Source organism: Variovorax sp. UC122_21 (assembly GCF_044056785.1).
Lineage (GTDB): Bacteria > Pseudomonadota > Gammaproteobacteria > Burkholderiales > Burkholderiaceae_C > Variovorax.
Map to the genome: position 1 here is coordinate 1,125,633 of NZ_CP172003.1, position 20,101 is coordinate 1,145,733.

The window sequence follows — 20,101 nt, forward strand, 5'->3', positions numbered from 1 at the left end:
GCTGCCGAAGGCGATCACCGAGCCGCTGAAGGTGATGGCGCCGATGGCCGCGCCCAGGAACAGCTCCAGGCGGTTGCCCGCGGGGATCGGATCGCCCTTGAGCGCGATGTTGAAGGCATGCGGCTCGGCCACGGCGGCCACCGCGATGAACACGGCCGCGAGACCGATCATGCTGTGCACGAAGGCCACGAGCTCGGGCATCTTGGTCATCTCGACCTTGTTGGCCATGTAGGCCCCGAGGCCCCCGCCCACGACCAGCGCGACCAGCACGTAGGCCTGGCCCTCGAGGTTGCCGCTGGCGAGCTTGCAGATCAGCGCGCCGGTGGTCAGCACGGCGATCGCCATGCCGGTCATGCCGAAGACGTTGCCGCGGATCGAGGTGGTCGGGTGGCGCAGGCCTTGGCTAGCCGACCGTTCCCCAGAGCGTGGCGCACGGCAGCGCAATGCTCTGCGCGTTCATTGCCAGTCGACCGAAAGCTCAGCCTGGATGATCGGATCGATCCAGCGCGGCATCCCAGATGCCCATGGCTTCGACCACGGATTCCTCGACGACCGCGAGCCGCACACGGTCGCGGGCCAGGACGGACAGACCCAAGAAGAAACTGTCGAACGCGGCGGCCATCGAAGCCGGGTTCGTGGACTTGCGCAGCTCGCCGCTTTTTATGGCCCGCTCGACGCAGGTACGGAATCCAGCGCGGGTGCGACTGCGCACCTCTCGGAGCATTGCGGTGATGGTTTCGCTGCCCGACGAGCAGGCTCCCATCACGCCCAACGCAACCATGCAACCCTTGGGGTGCCCTCCCTCCCACTGCATCTTTGCCGAGCGCTTCAATGCAAGGAACACCGCTTCTCGCGGCTCTAGGGAAGGATCATGCAGGCTTCTGGTCAAGTGGCCGTAGATCTCCATGTATCGATCCAGCGCCTCTTTGTATAGCGCTTCCTTGGACTCGAAGGCCGCATAGAAGCTGGGCGCGGAGATGCCACTGCCCATCGCCGCCTTCAGTTGCGACAGCGAGGTCGATTCAAAGCCATGCTCCCAGAACAGGTGCATGGCCGAGGTAAGGGCCGCATCGCGGTCGAATGCGCGCGGTCGGCCTCGCTGAGCCATGAAGATCTCCGCCAGTTCAAAATTACATACTAGTCGATACACAATAAATCGGCAAGCAAAGACCTCCTCTCCCGGCTGGCAAATCGACCGGGGGGAACCGAGCCGTTGACAGCCTTCGAACGCCGCCATATATTTGTACCAATCGATATTTAAATCGACGCGTTTGAAGCATGCGCTTGAACACCAGGCGCCCGCGCAGGAAGCGGGCTCCACGCCCCGGTCGCTCCAGTCGCGCTTTTTTTTACTCATTTTTGTACCACTCGGTACATTTTCCCGGTGCGCTCACAGATCGCTCGCACCGCTCACTCACGGAGAACCCGCATGTCCCAAGAACTTGAAGCTCGCCTTGACGCCATCGAAAGCCGCTTCGCCATCGATGCCTTGATCGCCAACTATGCGGAAGCGTTCGACACGATGAATGTGGAACTCCTCGCCACCCTATGGCATCCCGACTCTCGGCTCTTGCTCGGCGCCAATGGAAACTCGGAAGGACTCGATGAGATCCTGGCGCAAGCACGCGTCAACATGAGGCGCATGCCGCACATGCATCACTGGATGGCGAACGCGATCATCACACTCGACGGCGACAACGGCCATGGCCTGGTTGCGGCGGACTGCCTCTTCTACGACGTCGAGAAGGGACCGCTGCAAGTGAGCGGCCAGTACAAGGACCTCTACCAGCGAAGAGACGGCCGATGGGCGTTCCAGCAGCGCATCTTCGAGATGCATTTCGCCACGCCGCTGCAGAACTGGACCCCCATCATGGGCACGGAACGCTTCGGTCGCCCCATCTGATGCGCGCCGCCGCAACCGAAATCATGCAAGAAACAAGTTCAGATTCGCGTCGGTGGCTCGCATTCGCGGTGTTGCTGGTGGGGGCGTTCCTGCCTCCGCTCGACTTCTTCATCGTCAATGTTGCGTTGCCGTCCATTCAGGGCGACCTCGGCACGAGTGCTGCTGAATTGCAACTGGTGATCTCCGGATATGCGGCGGCTTACGCGGTCTTCCTCATCACCGGTGGGCGGCTTGGCGACCTCTTCGGCCGACGGCGCATGTTCCTGCTGGGCATCAGCGGCTTCGGACTCACGTCCTTGCTGTGCGGCCTCGCAAGCTCGCCTTCCATGCTCATCGTGGGACGCATACTCCAAGGTCTCAGCGCAGCCGCCATGGCCCCACAAGGGCTGGCCTCCGTCCATGCGCTGTTCCCGGTGCGGGAGCGCTCGCGTGCGCTGGGCCTCTATGGCGCCACCGTCGGGCTGGCGGCAGTGATCGCGCAAGCCCTGGGCGGCGCATTCGATCTCCCGCAGACGTCTTTCACCTCCAGTGGCGAATCATCTTCCTGATCAATTTGCCCGTGGTGGCTGCGGTCCTGATCGGTGGATTGCCCTTGCTGCCGAACGTTCGTGGCGATAGCCCCGCGCCCATCGACTGGGGCGGTGTTCTGCTCTGCGCGCTCACGCTGAGCCTGCTGATCGTGCCGCTGGTAGAGGGGCGCGAAAGGGGCTGGCCATGGTGGGCATGCGCCATGCTCATCGCGACACCTGCCGCCGCGCTCGGTTTCTGGCGCTATGAAAAGGCGTTTTCTCGACGAGGCGGCGTCCCGCTCGTCAGCATCGACCTGGTCCGCATGCCGGGATTGATGAGCGGTCTCGCCGGCGTTCTTTTCTTCTACGTCGTCTCTGCCTTCTTCCTGGTGTTCTCCGTCTACCTACAGTCGGCGCTGGGACTGGATCCTTTGGCAACGGGACTGGTGTTCCTGCCCTTCGGTGTCGGCTTCTTCATCGGTCCGTTGACGACACCGCTGGCCATCCGTCTCTTCGGCAATTGGGTGCCCGCCATCGGCATGCTGCTCGAGGTGGCCGGGTGCCTGTACCTTGCGGCGCTGGTTGCTGGCGCCCCCGCACAAATGCCGGCCGAGTTTCCGCTCATCGTTGCGGTGGGACTGCTGGGTTTCGGGCAGGGATGGGCACTGCCTACCCTCGTGCGCTCGGTCATCGACCGTGCACCGGTGAGCGGCTCCGGGATGATTGCCGGCATCACCAACTCGGCCTTGCAGATCAGCGCCGCCCTGGGCGTCGCGGTCATCGGCGGCGTCTTCTTCAGCGTCGCAGGTACTTCGCCGAGCGCGAGCTCCATGGCCAAGGGACTGATTGCCGCCATGCTCTGCATCGGGGCCAGTCTGACCGTTGCGGCCATCCTATCCGTTGTGGCTTCGAGGTCGGGAGTCGGTGTCGCTGCCCGGCCGGCACCCAACTAAGGGCTGTTGGCACCAACCAATTCCGGACGGGAGGGTTGGAAACTGCTTGGCCTGGAGAGCACGGCAGAAGAGCTCCATTTGATTGCCGCGGATGCCCGAAGGTTCACGGCCTTCAGTCGGCCGCCTAGACAGACCCACCATGGACCCGAACGGAGGCGGGTGCTTCAAAGCTCGCGGTGGTCATGGATCGGGTCTCGCGGTGAGACCATGAGACATGAAGGCGCCGCAACGAGGCCAACAGGGAGGTCGTCCTTCGCGTTCTTCGATGCGGGGCGGCGATGGTGGCCTTATAGACTTGGCCGACCCGCTCTTGGGGGATCGAGTCAAAGGTCCATGAAGAAATGAAAGCCTGCCTCCTCCATCTGCTGGCGAGGGCCGCCATCGCCGCCACCGTGGTCAGCGCAGCTGCCGCCGAACCGCGCGAGAAGCCGCTGGAGGCGCCCGGGCCGCTGGGTCCGCTGCGGGGCACCCTGCTGTCGCCGGCTGCTCCGGCTACGCCGCTCGCTCCGGTGCTACTGATCGTGCCAGGCTCTGGCCCCACGGACCGTGACGGCAACAGCCCGCTGGGAGTGAAGGCCTCGACGTACCGGCTCCTGGCCGAAGGCCTCGCAGCGAAAGGGATCGCGACAGTGCGGATCGACAAGCGCGGCCTGTACGGCAGCGCCGGCGCGGTTGCCGACCCCGACGCGGTCACCATCGAGGACTACGCGGAGGACGTGCGCCGCTGGGTCGACACGATTCGTGAGGCCTCCGGCGCCGGATGCGTCTGGGTGCTGGGCCACAGCGAGGGCGGGATGGTCGCGCTCGCGGCGGCGGCCGCGCGGCAGGATCCGGCCATCTGCGGCTTAGTCCTGGTGGCGAGCACGGGCCGGCCGATGGGGCAGGTACTGCGTGAGCAGTTGCGGGCCAATCCCGCCAACGCGCCGCTGCTAGACCAGGCCATGGCCGCCATCGATGCGCTCGAAGCCGGCCGCCGGGTGGAGATGGCCGATGTGCAACCGGCGCTGCGGCCTGTGTTCCACCCGAAAGTGCAGGGGTTCCTGATCAGCGCATTCGCCATCGACCCCGCGAAGTTGGCCGGTCGGTACACGAAGCCCCTGCTGATCGTGCAGGGCGGGCGCGACCTCCAAGTCGGCGTCGCGGACGCACAGCGGCTGCGTCAGGCGGCGGCGCAGTCGAAGCTGGTGCTGCTTCCGGAGGCGAACCATGTGCTGAAAGCCGTCGAGACCGACGATCGGGCCGCCAATCTCGCGACCTACGGTCGTGCCGACCTTCCACTGGCACCAGGGGTCGTCGACGCCATCGCCGACTTCGTCCTAGCGCGGCAATTGCAGCAAGCGCCTCGGGCTGGTTCGACACGCTGAACGGCAACGACGGGACCGCTTCGGTCCTGGAACCCGCGCGCCTTCACGATCTGCCGAATGAATCAGCGACCACCTCGACGACCAAAGGTCATGGTCTCGAAGACGCCATCCCTTCGCACCCAGGCATGAAGAAGCGCGGCGGCGAAGTGCAGCAAGAACAAAGCGAACAAGCAGAACGCCAGGAAGCGATGGGCGCTCCACAGGATGCTGTGCAACTCGGCACTGGCTGGAACGATCGAGGGGAGCCGCATCCCGGCCAAGGTCACGGGATAGTCCGCAGCCGACAACATGGACCACCCGAGCAAAGGCATCGCGATCATCAGCGCATAGAACGCGACATGCGACAACCTTGCCGCAAGCTTCATGGGCTCGCTCATGCTCGCCGGCAGCGACGGTGCCCCGCTGCGCCATCGCACGACGAGACGCAGCAGCGCCAGTACGAGTATTGCAATGCCGAGTTGCTTGTGGATGCCCACCAGCACCAGGTAAGCGCGATCGATCGTGGACATCATGCCGACCCCGATGAACAGCATCGCAAGGATGCCGATCGCCATGACCCAATGGAGCACGCGCTGCAGCTTCGAGAATTTCATGCTTGGATGGTTCATGGCTTGGCTCCGGCTTGAACGCGCGGGTAGTGTTCCGACTCCGAGGTGCGGCGGTCATAGGACACCGCATAGGCCGCCGAGCGCGCCGCGGGGAACGGATCGTCGGAGGTCTGCATTCCCTCCGGCAGAACCGTGGGATCGAAGTTGATGTCGCGGCACGGTCCGTTGGCCTCGGCTTCGATCCGGGTCACCACGAGCGTGCCCGCTTCTATCTGTCGGCGATCGGCGGGCCAAACCTTGGTGGGGTCGGCCGTGGGATCGCCCGGATTGGCGAGCGTGAATACCAGCTTCCACTTTTGCGGGGCATCGGCGACTCGTCGGGTGAGCTCCTTGAAGAGAAAGTCGGGATCGCGCTTCTTCAAGTCCTCCGAAGGCACCGGAACCATCGCGGCGGTCGGAATGAATGACCAGCGCACGGCCTGCTTCTGACCCTGTGCGTTGGTCAGCATGAAACTGTTGAGGCTGTTGAAGCGATCTTCCGCGTAGGACTCGGCATATGGAGCACTGCCCGCCCACGCACCGAACTCGCGAAGCGAAGGATGGCTGGCTGCAAACTGCTTGATTGCGCCGGGGTCGTTCTTGTTCGCACTGGCACGCTGAAGTTCATAGAACTCCTTCGGCGTGGCGATCGGAAAGAACGGCGCGTTGATCATCGCAGTGCGCCACTCCTGCTTGTCTGGCGCCTCGATTCGAAGACTCAATCCACGTACACGACCCGTGCCATCCGCCATGGTCGGAATGGGGCCCGCAAGGTTGAAGCGACCCATGACCGGATAACTCCCGGCCTTGAAGATGGACGCTCGCGAAACCGCGACTCCCTCGCCGTTCGCCTCGAAATTTCCTGCGAAGCAGATGCCTTTCGCATGATTGCGTCGGAAGCCTTTGACCGGTCCGCTGGCCGGCGCGAGCGAATCCACGATTTTGGCGGACGTCAGGCGCGAAGGTGTCAGCCACCCAGCCGCATAGGCGAAGGCACAAGCCACGGCCCCGACCGAAAGAGCGATCGCGGCGAATCGGACGACAGTGGGTCGCCCGGTGGCAGTTTGATCCTGAGGGGTCTTCATCCGCCTACGCTCCCGTGCCAGTGTGGGAGGCTGTCAGCGAAAGATCGCTGATGTGTAGGTATACCCCCCAGCGTGGTGTCGATCGCGACCCGTTGTGAGTCGACTCGCTGCGTGAACCACGGAAGGCACCGCGATCAGACAGCAGGTAGTGCGTGTGTTTAGAACTTTTCATCTCATGCCCTTTCAATGGCTTGGCAAGCAGCCAGACAACGCGGGCCTGGCGCTTGCTCAGGGCTTAGTTCGACAAGAGATGACTGCTGGTTACACGCCCTTCGAAGATTTCCACCGAAACACGGTCTGCCGCGTAGACGTCGACAAGAGGCAAGCTTGGGTGATGCCGCAACGCAAGTGATTGGCGCCGGATTCTCTATTCGACCGCCTTGCCCATCTCCTCGACCACCTTCTTGGCGTCGCCGAACACCATCATGGTCTTGTCCATGTAGAAGAGTTCGTTGTCCAGCCCGGCGTAGCCGGCGGCCATGGAGCGCTTGTTGACGATCACCGTCTTGGCCTTGTAGGCCTCCAGGATCGGCATGCCGTAGATCGGGCTGCCCTTGGTGTGCGCGGCCGGGTTCACCACGTCGTTGGCGCCCAGGATGATCGCCACGTCGGCCTGGCCGAACTCGCCGTTGATGTCCTCCATCTCGAACACCTGGTCGTACGGCACCTCGGCCTCGGCCAGCAGCACGTTCATGTGCCCCGGCATGCGCCCGGCCACCGGATGGATCGCGTACTTCACCGTGATGCCCTTCTCGGTGAGCTTGGCCGCGAGTTCCTTGACCGCGTGCTGCGCACGGGCCACCGCCAGGCCGTAGCCCGGCACGATCACCACCGTCTCAGCATTGCCCAGCACGAAGGCCGCGTCGTCGGCGCTGCCGCTCTTGACGGGGCGCTGCTCCTTCGCGCCGCCCGTGGCCGCCGCCGCGTCGCCGCCGAAGCCGCCCAGGATCACGTTGAAGAACGAGCGGTTCATCGCCTTGCACATGATGTAGCTCAGGATCGCGCCCGAGCTGCCCACCAGCGAGCCCGCCACGATCAGCATCGCGTTGTTCAGGCTGAAGCCGATGCCCGCGGCCGCCCAGCCCGAGTAGCTGTTGAGCATCGACACCACCACCGGCATGTCGGCGCCGCCAATCGGGATGATGATCAGCACGCCCATCACGAAGGCCAGCGCGAGCATCGCGAAGAAGGCGGTCCAGTTCTCCGTCGCCATGAACACGAGGCCCAGGCCCACGGTCGCCAGGCCCAGCACGAGGTTGAGCATGTGCTGGCCCGCGAACTGCACCGGCGCGCCCTGGAACAGGCGGAACTTGTACTTGCCCGAGAGCTTGCCGAAGGCGATCACCGAGCCGCTGAAGGTGATGGCGCCGATGGCCGCGCCCAGGAACAGCTCCAGGCGGTTGCCCGCGGGGGATCGGATCGCCCTTGAGCGCGATGTTGAAGGCATGCGGCTCGGCCACGGCGGCCACCGCGATGAACACGGCCGCGAGACCGATCATGCTGTGCATGAAGGCCACGAGCTCGGGCATCTTGGTCATCTCGACCTTGTTGGCCATGTAGGCCCCGAGGCCGCCGCCCACGACCAGCGCGACCAGCACGTAGCCCAGGCCGGCCGGGTTGCCGTTGGCCAGCTTCCAGATCAGCGCGCCGGTGGTCAGCACGGCGATCGCCATGCCGGTCATGCCGAAGACGTTGCCGCGGATCGAGGTGGTGGGATGGCTCAGGCCCTTGAGCGCCTGGATGAAGCAGATGCTGGCCAGCAGGTACAGCAGGGTGACGAGGTTCATGCTCACTTGGAAGCTCCCTCGGCGGCTGCGGGCGCGGCCTTGCGCTCCTTCTTCTTGAACATCTCGAGCATGCGCCGCGTGACCAGGAAGCCGCCGAAGACGTTGACCGCCGCGAGCGCGACGGCCAGCACGCCCATGGTCTTGCCCAGGCCGGTCTCGGTGAGCGCGGCGGCCAGCATGGCGCCCACGATGACGATCGCCGAGATGGCGTTGGTCACGGCCATCAGCGGCGTGTGCAGCGCGGGCGTGACGGTCCACACGACGTGGTAGCCCACGTAGATGGCCAGCACGAAGATGATGAGGTTGATGACGGTGTGAGAGACGATGTCCATGTTTTCTTCTCCTCGCGTGTTCGCTTACTTCTTCGTGACCTGGCCGTCCTGCGTGACGCGGCAGGCGGCGACGATGTCGTCCTCGAGGTCGATCTTCAGCGTGCCCTCCTTGGTCAGGACGAGCTTGAGGAAGTCGAGCACGTTGCGCGCGTACAGCGCCGACGCGTCGGCCGCCACCAGCGCGGCGAGGTTCGTCTCGCCGACGATGGTCACGCCGTGCTTGACGACCGTCTTGTCGGCTTCGGACAGCGGGCAGTTGCCGCCTACCCCTCCATCTGGATTGACCGGACCTTTACCGGCGGCGATGTCGACGATGACCGAACCCGGCTTCATCGACTTGACCATGTCCTCGGTGATGAGGGTCGGCGCGGCCCGCCCCGGGATCAGCGCGGTGCTGATGACGACGTCGGCCAGCGCCACGCGCTTGGCGACCTCGGCCTGCTGGCGCGTGAGCCAGCTCGCGGGCATGGGACGCGCATAGCCGCCCACGCCTTCGGCCGCGTCCTTCTCTTCCTGGGTCTCGTACGGCACGTCGATGAACTTGCCGCCCAGCGATTCGATCTGCTCCTTGACGCTCGGGCGCACGTCCGAGGCCTCGATGACCGCGCCCAGGCGCTTGGCCGTGGCGATGGCCTGCAGGCCCGCGACGCCCACGCCGAGGATGACGACCCGCGCGGCCTTCACGGTGCCGGCGGCGGTCATCAGCATCGGGAAGAAGCGCTGGTACTTGTCGGCGGCGATCATCACGGCCTTGTAGCCGGCGATGTTGGCCTGGGAGCTGAGCACGTCCATGCTCTGGGCGCGCGTGGTGCGCGGCGCGGCTTCGAGTGCGAAGCCGGTGAGGCCGGCGGCGGCCATGCGCTGCAGGCCGGCGGCGTCGAAGGGGTTGAGCATGCCCACGAGCACGCTGCCTGACTTGGCGAGCGCGCACTCGGCGTCGCTCGGCGCGCGCACCTTCAGCACGATGTCGGCACCGAAGGCGCCGGCCTGGTCGGTGATCTCGGCACCGGCCGCTTGATAGGCCGCGTCGGTCACGCTGGCCGCCACGCCCGCGCCGCTCTGCACACGCACCGTGTGCCCCAACGCCACCAGTTTCTTCGCCGTCTCCGGCGTGACGGCAACACGAGTCTCACCCGCCGAGGTTTCGGCAGGTACGCCAATCAACATGACTTGTCCTTTGGTGGAAATGGGCGGTCCAAGGCCAGCCCGAAGATGGAAAGGGGTCTAACGACCCCGCCGCTCACTCGATGTTCTCGAAGATCGCGGCAATGCCCTGTCCGCCCCCGATGCACATCGTGACCAGGGCATAGCGCCCACCGATCCGCTGGAGTTCGTGCAACGCCTTCACTGTGATGATGGCGCCAGTCGCGCCGATGGGATGGCCCAGGGAGATGCCCGAGCCGTTGGGGTTCACCTTGGCTGGATCGAGCGCCAGCTCCGCGCTGACGGCGCAGGCCTGGGCGGCGAACGCCTCGTTGGCCTCGATCACATCGAGGTCCTTCACCGACAGTCCGGCGCGCTCGAGCGCCGCTCTGCTCGCCGGTACGGGGCCGATGCCCATGAACCGGGGGTCGACACCGGCATGGGCATAGCTCACCAGCCGTGCCATCGGCTTCAACCCGCGCGTTCTGGCGGCCGAAGCTTCCATCAGCACCAGTGCCGCCGCCGCATCGTTGATTCCGGATGCATTGCCAGCGGTCACAGTCCCGTTCTCTCTGAGAAAGACCGGCTTGAGCTTGCTCATGTCCGCCAATAACGCCCCGGTGCGGAAGTGCTCATCCTTGTCAAAGACGACATCGCCCTTGCGGCCCTTTTGGATGATGGGGACGATCTGGTCCCTGAACACATCCGCCGCCCAGGCGCGCTCCGCGCGGTGATGGCTTTCCACCGCCAACCTGTCCTGAGCGTCCCGGTCGATGCCCCACTTTCTGGCCACGTTCTCTGCCGTCACACCCATATGGATGCGCTCGAAGGGATCGTGCAGGGCGCCCAGCATCATGTCAGTCATCGAGGTGTCGCCCATGCGTGCTCCCCATCGCGAGGTCGATGACACATAGGGCGCGCGGCTCATGTTCTCGGCCCCTCCACCGATCGCGATATCGGTGTCGCCCAACAGGATCGCTTGACTGGCGGAAACGACCGCCTGCAATCCAGACCCGCACAGGCGATTCACGTTGAAGGCAGGCGTCGTCTCTGCGCATCCTCCCTCGATGGCCGCGACCCGTGACAAATACATGTCGCGAGGCTCGGTGTTGATCACATGGCCAAACATCACGTGCCCCACATCCGAACCCGGGATGCCGGCCTTGGAAAGAGCTGCTTTGACGACTTCGGCGGCCAGGGTGATGGGAGGACATCCTTGAGCGCACCACCGAAGGTACCGATGGCGGTGCGCACACCGCTGAGGACAACGACTTCACGATGGGACATGGAAGACTTTCTAAAAAACGGGGATCCTGACGCGCCGGTCACAGGCGCTGCACCTGCTGCCAAGCAAGATCGGCCACCAGCGCGAAGCGGTCTCCAACCTCCTGCGCATTGGCGCTGGATGCAGTGCCTCGGAGATTGCGGCCGCGAATGCCGTGAAGGATGGCTGCGAAGCGGAACATGTTGAACACCACGTAGAACTCGAGGTCGGGGAGATGATGGCGGCCCGACTCGCGGCAGTAGGTCCGCACGTAATCCGCCTCGGACAGGAGTGCCATGCCCGCCAGGTCGGCGCCGAGCAAGCCGTTGTGGATCTCCTGCGGAACCCGATACATCATCAGGTTGTAGGCAAAGTCCGCCAGGGGATGCCCCAGGGTCGAGAGTTCCCAATCGAGCACCGCAACAACGCGAGGCTCCACGGGATGGAAGATCATGTTGTCGATCCGGAAGTCGCCGTGCGTGACGGCAACCTCGTCGTTGGCGGGAATGTGCTCGGGCAGCCATTCCACCAAGCGATCCATCGATGCATGCCGACCCGCGACTTCGTCCTGGAGGTACTGCTGCGACCAGCGCTCGATCTGCCTGGCGATGTAGCCGCCCGCCCTGCCGTAGTCCGACAGGCCCAGCGCGACCGGGTCGTACCGATGCAACTGCGCCAGCGTGGCGTTCATCGCTTCCAGATAGGCGCGCCGGTCCGCTGCGGCTACATCGGGCAGGCGTGCGTCCCAGAAGATTCGGCCCTCGACCAGATTCATCACATAGAACCAGCTGCCGATGACCGTGTCGTCCAGGCAGAGGCCATGAACCCTCGGCACCGGAAAGCCGGCCTGCCCCAGGGCCGTCATGACCCGCGCCTCACGCTCGATGGCATGGGCGCCCTTGAGGAGCACACCCGGCGGCTTGCGGCGCAATACGTAGGATGCGTGCGGCGTGCGCAACCGGTAGGTCGGGTTGGACTGCCCACCCTGGAACTGGTCGACCCGCATGACGCCCCCGTAGCCGTCCACGTTTTCCGCCATCCAGCGCGCCAGCGCTTCTTCGTCGAACCGGTGCTGTGCGCGAACAGGACGAATGCCCTCCTCTTCGAGAACCGACGTCATTGCACACCCCCCTGGAGCGCATCCCGCTTGATTTTCTTTGCAAGCGACCACTTGTGGGTCTCGGTCGGACCGTCGTAGATCCGGAAGGCGCGTGTCTCCCGAAAAATCTGCTCAACCACTGAATCGCCCGAAACGCCGCTGGCGCCCATGACCTGCACGCAGCGGTCGGCGATCCGAAACAGCAAGTCCGACACCGCAACCTTGGCCATCGAGCTTTCAGCCGTTCCGGCCGATCCCGCATCCAGCACTCCCGCGCACCAGTCGATCATCAACTCCGCCTGCTTGAGATCGATCAGGTTGTCCGCGAGCATGAAGCCCACGCCCTCATGGTCCACCAGCAGTTTCCCGAAAGCCGAGCGCGAGGTCGCGTAGCGCACGGCGATCTCATGGGCCCTGGCCGCACCGCCCAGCCAGCGCATGCAATGGGACAGCCGCGCGGGGGGACAGGCGGACCTGGGCATACCGGAAGCCCTCATGGGCCGAGCCGAGGACATGGGCGTCAGGCACCTGCAAGCCATCGATCAAAACCTGGGCATGGCCGCCGGGCATGGAGCTGTCGAGCGTGTCGATGACGCGCTCGATCTTCACCGCCGGATGCGGCAAGTCCACGAGGAACATCGTGGCGCGCGCGGGCGTGCCCTGACCGGTGCGCGCCATGACGATGCCGACCTTGGCGCCGACCGCTCCGGTGATGAACATCTTGCGGCCATGGATGTGCCAATCTCCGCCGGCGCCCCCGTGTTGGACCGCAGTGGTCATCAGCATCGACGGATCGGAGCCCGCACCGCCCTCCGCCGCCGGCTCCGTCATGAAGAAGGCCGAGCGCTGCTGGCCGGACACCAGGGGCGCCAGAAAGCGCTCTTCTGCTGCGGCGTTCCGATCCTAGACAACAGGAACATGTTGCCCTCGTCCGGCGCCATGGTGTTGACCGCCACCGGCCCGAGTGGAGAAAGGCCGGAGCGTTCGAGCACGGCAGCGGTCTCGCGCTGGCTCAGGTGGTGTCCATCCGGCAGGATGTGAGGCGTCAAGACGCCTGCCGCACGCGCCAGGCTTCGCAACTCCAGCACCAGATCTTCCGAGGGCCCATGGGCACCGCAGCGTGGATCCGATTCGTAAGGGATGACGGTCTGGCGGACGAAGGCTTCGACCCGCTCGGCGATCTGCCGGCTGCGTTCGGTGGGAGAAGGACCGAAGGTTTGGTTCATGCTTAAGACGATTTCAAAGGGTGCTGACCAAATGGCCGCCATCGACCACGAGTTCCGCGCCGGTCATGTAGCGCGAGGCATCCGAAGCGAGCAGCAGCAAAGGTCCGTCGAGATCCTCCAGCCGCCCCAGGCGCCGCTGCGGTATGCGTCGCACCAGCGCCCGACCCGCGTCCGACGTCCAGAATTCGCCGTTCAACTCGGTGTGGAGGTAGCCGGGCGCGAGGGCGTTGACGCGCGTGCCCTGCCGCGCCAGCTCGAGGGCGAGGCATTTCGTCATCTGCACGACGCCAGCCTTGGACACCGCATACGGAAGCACCCCGCCGGCTTGCCGCAGACCCAGGATCGAGGCGATGTTGATGATGGCGCCGCCGGGGTTGGGCGCCATCAGCCGCGCCGCGGCCTGCGCGACGAAGAACATGCCCTTGAGGTTGGTGTCGATGACGTCGTCCCAGGCCGCCTCGTTCTGATCGAGCGCGGCGCCCTCCCGCACAATGCCCGCGTTGTTCACCAGGATGCTCAGCGTTCCGAGCTCTGAGATCGCGCGGCTGCTGGCCTCGATGTCGCGCACGTCGAGCCGCATCGCGCTGGCCGCCCCGCCTTGCTGGCGGATCTCTGCCACGATGCCGGATAGCGTCTCGGCGCGCCGGGCCGCCAGCACCACCTCGACACCCTGGCGGGCCAGCAACCGCGCGAAATGGGCACCGAGGCCCGAAGAAGCGCCCGTGACAAGCGCACGCTTGCCGTGAAGGTCGTGGGCCATCATTCAGTTTCCTTCGCGGATCGCTCGCGGCATGAGTTCATAGGGATGCTTCCAGCCCGGCAGCTCGCTGATACGTCCTGCCCAGGCCTGGACGTTGGCAAACTGCAATCTGTCGAACCGCGCATCCTCGTCGTAGTAGAGGTAGCCCGCCATCGAGATGTCCGCCACGGTCGGTGCGTCACCGACCATGAAGCGACGCCCGGCCAGATGCGCGTCGGCGATCTCGTAGGCGGCCTGCGCCTGCGCCCGCAGATAGCCCGTGAGCTGGTTCTCTTCAGCGCCGCGGATGCCGACCATGAAGCGCAGGGTGGCGAACGCCGGCGTGAAACGGTGGTTGTCGAACAGCAGCCAGCGCAGGACCTCTTGCCTGTCCTCGTCGCTCGCCGGTGCGAATCGGCCCGTCGCCCGCGAAAGGTAGTCCAGGATCGCGCCGCTCTGGGTCAGCAACTTGCCGTCCGGCCGTTGCAGCACAGGCAGTTCTCCCTGTGGATTGACGGTGTGGATGAACGCCGCCTTGGAGTCGGGATTGAAGAAGTCGACGAACTCGGCTTCCCAGTCGGCCCCGACAAGGTTGAGCATGAGCGCCACCTTGTAGCAGTTGCCGGATTCGCCTCGGCAGTAGAGCTTGTAGGCGCTCATGGCCGCTCCTCGAGGAGCGACCGTCCCGACGGCTGCGCGCCGCCCGGCAGACTTACTTCTGGCGCCCCGATCGCAGCAGGGTGGCTGCCATGGCCGCCAGGTCCTTGCCAAAGCGCGCGTCCAGGTTCTTGTGCCCCATGAGCAGCCGGAAATACACGGCCCCGTACATCATGTCGAGCGCGGTATCCACATCCAGCTCCGCGGAGAACTCCCCCGTCTCCTGGCCGCGCACGACGACCGCTCGCACATCGGCGCGGCGCTGCCGGAAAAAGCGTTCGCGAAACGCGTCGCGCAGCACGGGATCCGACTGGCCTTCCGCCAGTATCTCCGCCACCATCTTCCCCACTTCGCCGCGGTACTGCCTGACCAGAAGGATCAGGTGCTCGGACATGGCCTCCATCGCCGAATCCGCATCGCGCACCGGCGTGCTGGGAAGCATGAGGTCGATGAACGTGTCGATGACCACCGCATTGCGATTGGCCCACCAACGATAGATTGTCATCTTGGCCACGCCGGATTCCCCGCGCGATCGCATCGATCGTCAAGTCGCCCACCCGCGTGGTGGCGAGCAGATTGCGCGTGGCATCCAGCACAGCGGTGCGGGACTGCTCGCTGCGCGGACGTCCAGTGTTGCGCGTGCCCTGACGGTTGGCGACGGTGGGAGCGGTGCTCATCGGAGAGGCTGATTCCAAGACATTGGGTCATAGTTTAGTGTCCGTGGGGGAGGGACGGATCAGCCGCCGGGCGGGCGCACGAACAGCGTGGTGCCGCTCACATGCCGGGAAGCGTCGGTCATGAGGAAGTGCGCCAGGCCGATGATGTCCTCGGGCTGACCCAGGCGTCCTCCCGGATAAGAAGCTGCAATGCGCTCCATGTATTCCGACGTCATGTGGTCGTTGGCCATGGGCGTGTTGGTAAGCCCCGGGGCAATGGCGGTCACGGAAATGCCCTCTCCACACACTTCCTGATGCAAGGTGTTGGTGAAGCTGGTGACCGCCGCTTTGGTGGCACCGTAGGCGGCGCCGCCAGGCATGCTCCTGACACCCAGTGCGGAGGTGAAGTTCACGATTCGCCCGTTCCGTTGGCGGATCATCTGCGGCAGTACCGCCCGTGCGAACAGGAAGGTTCCCATCACATTGACCTCGAAGATGCGCTGCCAGTCGGCCAGCGTGTGGTCCTTGACGAGGCACCGGTGCAGCTGGCCCGCGTTGTTGATCAGCCCGTCGATGCGTCCCCATTGGTCCAACGTCGTTTCCACCGTCCGCGCCACGGCCTCCTCGTCGGTGACATCGCATTCGACGGCCACGGCCCGCTGCATGCCGATCTCGTTGGCGACCTGATGCGCCGATTCGAAATCTCGGTCGATGACGGCGATCTTCGCGCCTGCATCGGCCAGGCCGATGGCCATGGCCCTGCCGATTCCGCTGCCGGCACCCGTGATGAGCACCACCTTGTCGTCGACGGAGAAGTTGGCGGCTTGATAGCTTTGCTGCTTCATGGAAATCCTTGTGCGTGGGTCAGAACGCCGTCTGCGAAGAGCCCTTCAGGCCGAGTCGTTGCCGCGCCTCGGACGGCGTGGCCACCTCCAGACCCAGCGATTCGATCGTCGCGCGGATCTTCGAGACCTGGGCGGCGTTGGATGGTGCGAGTTGCCCCTTGCCGATGTAGAGGCTGTCCTCCAGGCCCACACGCACGTTGCCGCCCGAGATCGCGCCCGCAGTGGCAAAAGGCATCTGGTGGCGCCCCGCCGCCATGACCGACCACTCGTAATCGTCGCCGAACAGCTTGTCGGCGATATGCCGGGCATGGTTCAGGTTGTCGATGTCCGCGCCGATCCCGCCGAGGATGCCGAAGACCGTCTGCACGAAGAGCGGCGGCTTCACGAGCTTGCGGTCCAGGAAATGCGCCAGCGAGTACAGGTGGCCGATGTCGTAGCACTCGAACTCGAAGCGAGTGCCATGCCCTTCGCCGAGTTCATGCAGGATGTACTGGATGTCCTTGAAGGTGTTTCTGAAGATGCCGTCGCGGGAGTTCTCCAGGTAAGGGGCCTCCCAGGCGTGCTGGAAGTCCTTGTACTTCTCCAGCATGGGGAACAACGCGAAGTTCATGGAGCCCATGTTCAGCGAGCACATCTCCGGCGACGCCCGCCGGGCGGCCGCGATCCGTGCATCCAGCGTCATCCATTGGGCGCCGCCCGTCGTGATGTTCACCACCGCGTCGGTCGACTGCTTGATCTCTGGAAGAAACCGCATGAAGGTGTCCGGATCGGCGGTCGGCTCGCCATTGCTCGGATCCCGCGCATGCAGGTGAAGGATCGCAGCGCCCGCCTCGTACGCCTGCCTCGCGCTTGCCGCGATTTCGGCCGGTGTGATCGGCAGGTGCGGACTCATGCTCGGGGTGTGGATGCTGCCGGTCACCGCACAGCTGATGATCACTTTGCCCTTGCTGTTTTTCATTCTGAGATCTCCTGGTATGAAGGATCGCGCCGTCGCTGTTCCGCCGGTTCACCGAAGCGGAGAGAAAGGCGCGGGGATGTAGATCGAGGACTTGGCGCCGTCGAGCCATTGCAGCGAACCGCGCGGCGGCCACAGCCCTTTCTGGAAGGCATCGGCACGCACGGCCTGACGCTGGTCCAGGGTTTCGAACGGCCAGATATGGACGATGCGCGGGGGTCCCGACAGCGACTGCAGGGCCGCGACCAGCGGCGACAGGGTGACACGCCCGGGCGCGGCTTCCTGCCACGCAGCGATCGTCTGCGGCAGGGCCTGCGGCGCATCCCTCAGCGCATAGGTTCGGATCTCATAGAAGCCACCGAGCTTGCCGCCCGCATGCACCGGCAGCCCAGGAAAGCTGGCGAAGAGACCTTGGTCCAGCCCGACGAGGCTGCCGATGGCGCCGGCATGGGGCGCCAGTTCGGCCTCCCCGAACGCTTGCTCATCGAGGGCCTCGGCGGAGGGAAAGCTTCGCAGCACCACGATCTCGTTGAGGGAACCGATCTCCGAGATCCAGCAGCCCAGCAGCGCAGGCGCCCGCGGGCCGACGAGCGACTTGTGGATCCCTTCGAGCACGGCGGCGACGCCGCCTGGAATGCATTGAAGCGTGGTGAGGTTGAAAACGGTTCGATCCTGGGCCATGGGTCTGGAAGGGTTGGAAGTCTTGGAAACTGCGATCACGGCGTCAGCGCCAGCGCAGCAGGTAGTTCTCGCAACGCTGGAGCACGCTGTTGCTGACGAGACCGATCAGCCCGAGCACCACGATCCCGGCGAAGAGGTCGGCCGACTGGAAGGCTCGGCCGGCCAGCAGGATGGCGGTCCCCAGACCGGGCTGGCCGGTCAGCATTTCCCCCACGATGGAAAGGATCAGGGCCACCGTCATCGAGAGCTTCATGCCCGACACGATGTCGGGCACCGCATTCGGCAGGCCCACCTTCATGACGAAGGACAGTTTTCCGAGGCCCAGGACATGTGCGACCTCCTTGAGCCTGGGCTCCACGGTCGCGAAGCCATGGACCGTCGCGAGCAGCGTGGGCCACAGCGAGCCGAACGCCACCACACCGATGACCATGGCTGGCGTCAGGCCGAAGAAAACGATGGCAACCGGCACCACCGCCGAAGCCGGCAGTGGCCGGATGAACTCGAGCAACGGTCCGACGTACACACGGCCCTGCGACCAGACCCCCAAGGTGGCGCCCAGAATGATCGCGATCAGGCTGGCCAGCAGCCAGCCCCACAGCATGCGCAGGGTCGTCTGCATCGTCTGGTCCGCGAGTTCCCCCTCACGAAACCCCCAGACCAGCGCCTCGGCGGCGGCCCTTGGGGTTGGCAGATAGATCTTGCCCACCAGCCCGGTCACGGTGACCGCGTGCCACAGCAATCCAAGCAGGAACAACCCTGCGAGCGCATGGAGCGAACGGGAAGCAACGCTCATGACGGCAACCCCTCTTGTGGACTGCTCAAGCCGAGGCCCGCCATCAGGCGCCGTTGCGTCTTCACGAGAATGAGGTTCAGCGCCCAGCCAAGCACACCCACCCAGAGCAGGTAGCCGAACATTTCCGCAGGCTTGAGCGCGACCTGCGCGGTGACCAGTCCATAGCCCAGCCCATACGGATTGGCCACGATCTCCACCGTCACCGCGACCACCAGTGCGATACCGATCGCCAACCGCAGCGCCACGATCAGCCGCGGCGCCACCGAGGGCAGAACGATCTTGAGCACGCGCGCCATGTAGCCCAGCTGCAGCACGTCCGCGACTTCGATCAGCCGTCGATCGACACTTGCGACGGCGCCCTGGACAAGGATCAAGATCGGCCAGAAGGTGGCAAATCCGACGACGGCGCTTTCCATGTGGATGCCGAAACCGAAGGCCATCATCGCCAGCGGAATGAGCGCCACCGACGGCATGGGTCGCAGCAGCTCGATGGGCGCATCCAGCAAGCGCGCAACCCTTGGCGACAGCCCCAGCACCAGTCCTCCTGCAAGACCGAGGACCGCGCCGTAGACCAGGCCCATGCCCGCGCTGGCCAAGGTCTGGGCCGTCTTGTCGAGCAGAATTCCGCTGGAGAACATTCCCCACAGCGCCCGCAGCACCGTGCTGGGCGGGACCACGTTGTCGCTCAGCGAGCCGGATACGTTGGCCGCGATCTCCCAGATGCCGAGCAGGCAGACGGGCACGATCAGCCCCTTGCCGGCATTCATGCGGCCTCCTTGTGCATGAGACCGTGGAGTTCCCGCCGCAAACGAACAAACTGGGCGTCCTCACGCGTCGTCAACTGATCGCGTGGCGCCGGCAACGCGACGTCGATGACGCGATCGACGCGTCCAGGGTTCGCGTCGAGCGCAATCACCTGGTCGCCCAGGTAGATCGCCTCTTCCAGGTCATGGGTCACGAACAGCACCGTCATATCTCGGCTCGCGGCGATGGACAGGATCTCGTCCTGAAGGGACTGACGCGTCATGGCATCCAGTGCGCCGAAAGGCTCGTCCATCAGCAGCAGACGAGGCTCCTGCGCCAAGCAACGCGCGATCTGCAGGCGCTGCTGCATGCCACCCGACATCTGGCCGGGGTATTTGCGGGCATGGTCCCGAAGACCTACGGTCTTCAGAAGCTCGTGAATGCGATCGGCGCGCTCCGGGCGGGGAATGCCCGCGGCCTCCAACGCCAGGGAAACGTTACCGGCCACGCTGCGCCATGGCAGCAGCGCGCGGCCGTAGTCCTGGAACACCACCGCCATGTCGCGCCGTGGCCTGCCAAGCGCCTGATCCGCGAAATGAACACTTCCGCTCGAGGGCGTGACGAGCCCGGCGGCGACTCGCAGGACCGTCGTCTTGCCGCAGCCGGATGGACCGATGATGCAGGCGAACCCGCCGGCAGGAATCGTGAACGACACGCCGCTGAAGACCGGGCGTCCCGCATAGGACACCGAGACGTCCCGGAAGGTCAGTCCGGAAGAT

At 65.0% G+C, this 20,101-nt stretch carries 19 protein-coding genes and 4 pseudogenes; 4 read left to right on the forward strand and 19 right to left on the reverse strand.

What is annotated here, in order from left to right; all coding sequences use genetic code 11:
• Positions 1–3 precede the first annotated feature (3 nt).
• Positions 4–444: pseudogene (locus ACHMXE_RS05725) on the reverse strand (NAD(P)(+) transhydrogenase (Re/Si-specific) subunit beta); the annotation flags it as partial.
• Between the two features lie 34 nt (positions 445–478).
• Entirely contained in the window at positions 479–1,357 is an 879-nt protein-coding gene (locus tag ACHMXE_RS05730; protein WP_395347241.1) for a TetR/AcrR family transcriptional regulator, read from the reverse strand.
• A 72-nt stretch (positions 1,358–1,429) separates the two neighbouring features.
• On the opposite strand from ACHMXE_RS05730, the gene ACHMXE_RS05735 reads away from it, so the two are divergent.
• From ACHMXE_RS05735 to ACHMXE_RS05750, 4 genes are all read left to right on the forward strand, one after another.
• On the forward strand, positions 1,430–1,903 hold the full coding sequence (locus tag ACHMXE_RS05735) for a nuclear transport factor 2 family protein (protein WP_395347242.1): 474 nt from the start codon (positions 1,430–1,432) through the stop codon (positions 1,901–1,903).
• Positions 1,903–2,451, forward strand: a complete 549-nt coding sequence (locus ACHMXE_RS05740; protein ID WP_395347244.1) for an MFS transporter — start codon at positions 1,903–1,905, stop codon at positions 2,449–2,451. Before ACHMXE_RS05735 ends, ACHMXE_RS05740 begins: the two co-directional genes overlap by 1 nt.
• A gap of 11 nt (positions 2,452–2,462) precedes the next feature.
• A complete protein-coding gene (locus ACHMXE_RS05745) occupies positions 2,463–3,365 on the forward strand; it encodes a hypothetical protein (protein ID WP_395347245.1) in 903 nt (300 codons plus the stop codon).
• A 341-nt stretch (positions 3,366–3,706) separates the two neighbouring features.
• Complete coding sequence (locus ACHMXE_RS05750) at positions 3,707–4,729, forward strand: alpha/beta hydrolase (protein ID WP_395347247.1); 1,023 nt, start codon at positions 3,707–3,709, stop codon at positions 4,727–4,729.
• A gap of 62 nt (positions 4,730–4,791) precedes the next feature.
• On the opposite strand, the gene ACHMXE_RS05755 is transcribed toward ACHMXE_RS05750, so the two are convergent.
• The 17 genes and pseudogenes from ACHMXE_RS05755 to ACHMXE_RS05835 all read right to left on the reverse strand — a co-directional run bounded on the left by ACHMXE_RS05755 (position 4,792) and on the right by ACHMXE_RS05835 (position 20,070).
• Positions 4,792–5,337, reverse strand: coding sequence for a cytochrome b (locus ACHMXE_RS05755; RefSeq protein WP_203208328.1), 546 nt, complete (start codon positions 5,335–5,337; stop codon positions 4,792–4,794).
• Positions 5,334–6,401, reverse strand: a complete 1,068-nt coding sequence (locus ACHMXE_RS05760) for a catalase family peroxidase (protein ID WP_395347248.1) — start codon at positions 6,399–6,401, stop codon at positions 5,334–5,336. Before ACHMXE_RS05760 ends, ACHMXE_RS05755 begins: the two co-directional genes overlap by 4 nt.
• A 367-nt stretch (positions 6,402–6,768) precedes the next feature.
• Positions 6,769–8,194, reverse strand: a pseudogene (locus ACHMXE_RS05765) (NAD(P)(+) transhydrogenase (Re/Si-specific) subunit beta).
• Positions 8,191–8,520, reverse strand: coding sequence for an NAD(P) transhydrogenase subunit alpha (locus ACHMXE_RS05770; RefSeq protein ID WP_093350473.1), 330 nt, complete (start codon positions 8,518–8,520; stop codon positions 8,191–8,193). The pseudogene ACHMXE_RS05765 and the gene ACHMXE_RS05770 overlap by 4 nt, the downstream one beginning before the upstream one ends.
• Before the next feature lie 24 nt (positions 8,521–8,544).
• Positions 8,545–9,687: a Re/Si-specific NAD(P)(+) transhydrogenase subunit alpha gene (locus ACHMXE_RS05775; protein ID WP_395347249.1), complete on the reverse strand. Its 1,143-nt coding sequence runs from the start codon at positions 9,685–9,687 to the stop codon at positions 8,545–8,547.
• A 73-nt stretch (positions 9,688–9,760) separates the two neighbouring features.
• Positions 9,761–10,950, reverse strand: a pseudogene (bktB, locus tag ACHMXE_RS05780) (beta-ketothiolase BktB).
• 38 nt (positions 10,951–10,988) lie between these two features.
• On the reverse strand, positions 10,989–12,047 hold the full coding sequence (locus tag ACHMXE_RS05785; protein WP_395347250.1) for a phosphotransferase: 1,059 nt from the start codon (positions 12,045–12,047) through the stop codon (positions 10,989–10,991).
• Positions 12,044–13,252: pseudogene (locus ACHMXE_RS05790) on the reverse strand (acyl-CoA dehydrogenase family protein). Before ACHMXE_RS05790 ends, ACHMXE_RS05785 begins: the two are co-directional and overlap by 4 nt.
• A 13-nt stretch (positions 13,253–13,265) precedes the next feature.
• Positions 13,266–14,012 carry an SDR family NAD(P)-dependent oxidoreductase gene (locus ACHMXE_RS05795; RefSeq protein WP_209547352.1) on the reverse strand — a complete coding sequence of 249 codons (747 nt, stop codon included), beginning with the start codon at positions 14,010–14,012 and terminating at the stop codon, positions 13,266–13,268.
• Positions 14,013–14,015: 3 nt separating this feature from the next.
• Positions 14,016–14,651, reverse strand: coding sequence for a glutathione S-transferase family protein (locus ACHMXE_RS05800; protein ID WP_395347251.1), 636 nt, complete (start codon positions 14,649–14,651; stop codon positions 14,016–14,018).
• 52 nt (positions 14,652–14,703) lie between these two features.
• Entirely contained in the window at positions 14,704–15,153 is a 450-nt protein-coding gene (locus tag ACHMXE_RS05805) for a TetR-like C-terminal domain-containing protein (protein ID WP_395347442.1), read from the reverse strand.
• A gap of 231 nt (positions 15,154–15,384) precedes the next feature.
• Positions 15,385–16,149, reverse strand: a complete 765-nt coding sequence (locus ACHMXE_RS05810) for an SDR family NAD(P)-dependent oxidoreductase (protein WP_395347252.1) — start codon at positions 16,147–16,149, stop codon at positions 15,385–15,387.
• Between the two features lie 19 nt (positions 16,150–16,168).
• On the reverse strand, positions 16,169–17,107 hold the full coding sequence (locus ACHMXE_RS05815) for a 3-keto-5-aminohexanoate cleavage protein (protein ID WP_395347253.1): 939 nt from the start codon (positions 17,105–17,107) through the stop codon (positions 16,169–16,171).
• Positions 17,108–17,155: 48 nt separating this feature from the next.
• Positions 17,156–17,785, reverse strand: coding sequence for an NIPSNAP family protein (locus ACHMXE_RS05820; protein WP_395347254.1), 630 nt, complete (start codon positions 17,783–17,785; stop codon positions 17,156–17,158).
• Between the two features lie 43 nt (positions 17,786–17,828).
• Entirely contained in the window at positions 17,829–18,578 is a 750-nt protein-coding gene (locus ACHMXE_RS05825; RefSeq protein ID WP_395347255.1) for an ABC transporter permease, read from the reverse strand.
• Entirely contained in the window at positions 18,575–19,345 is a 771-nt protein-coding gene (locus ACHMXE_RS05830) for an ABC transporter permease (RefSeq protein ID WP_395347257.1), read from the reverse strand. Before ACHMXE_RS05830 ends, ACHMXE_RS05825 begins: the two co-directional genes overlap by 4 nt.
• Positions 19,342–20,070 carry an ABC transporter ATP-binding protein gene (locus ACHMXE_RS05835; protein WP_395347258.1) on the reverse strand — a complete coding sequence of 243 codons (729 nt, stop codon included), beginning with the start codon at positions 20,068–20,070 and terminating at the stop codon, positions 19,342–19,344. The genes ACHMXE_RS05830 and ACHMXE_RS05835 overlap by 4 nt, the downstream gene beginning before the upstream one ends.
• Between the last annotated feature and the right edge of the window lie 31 nt (positions 20,071–20,101).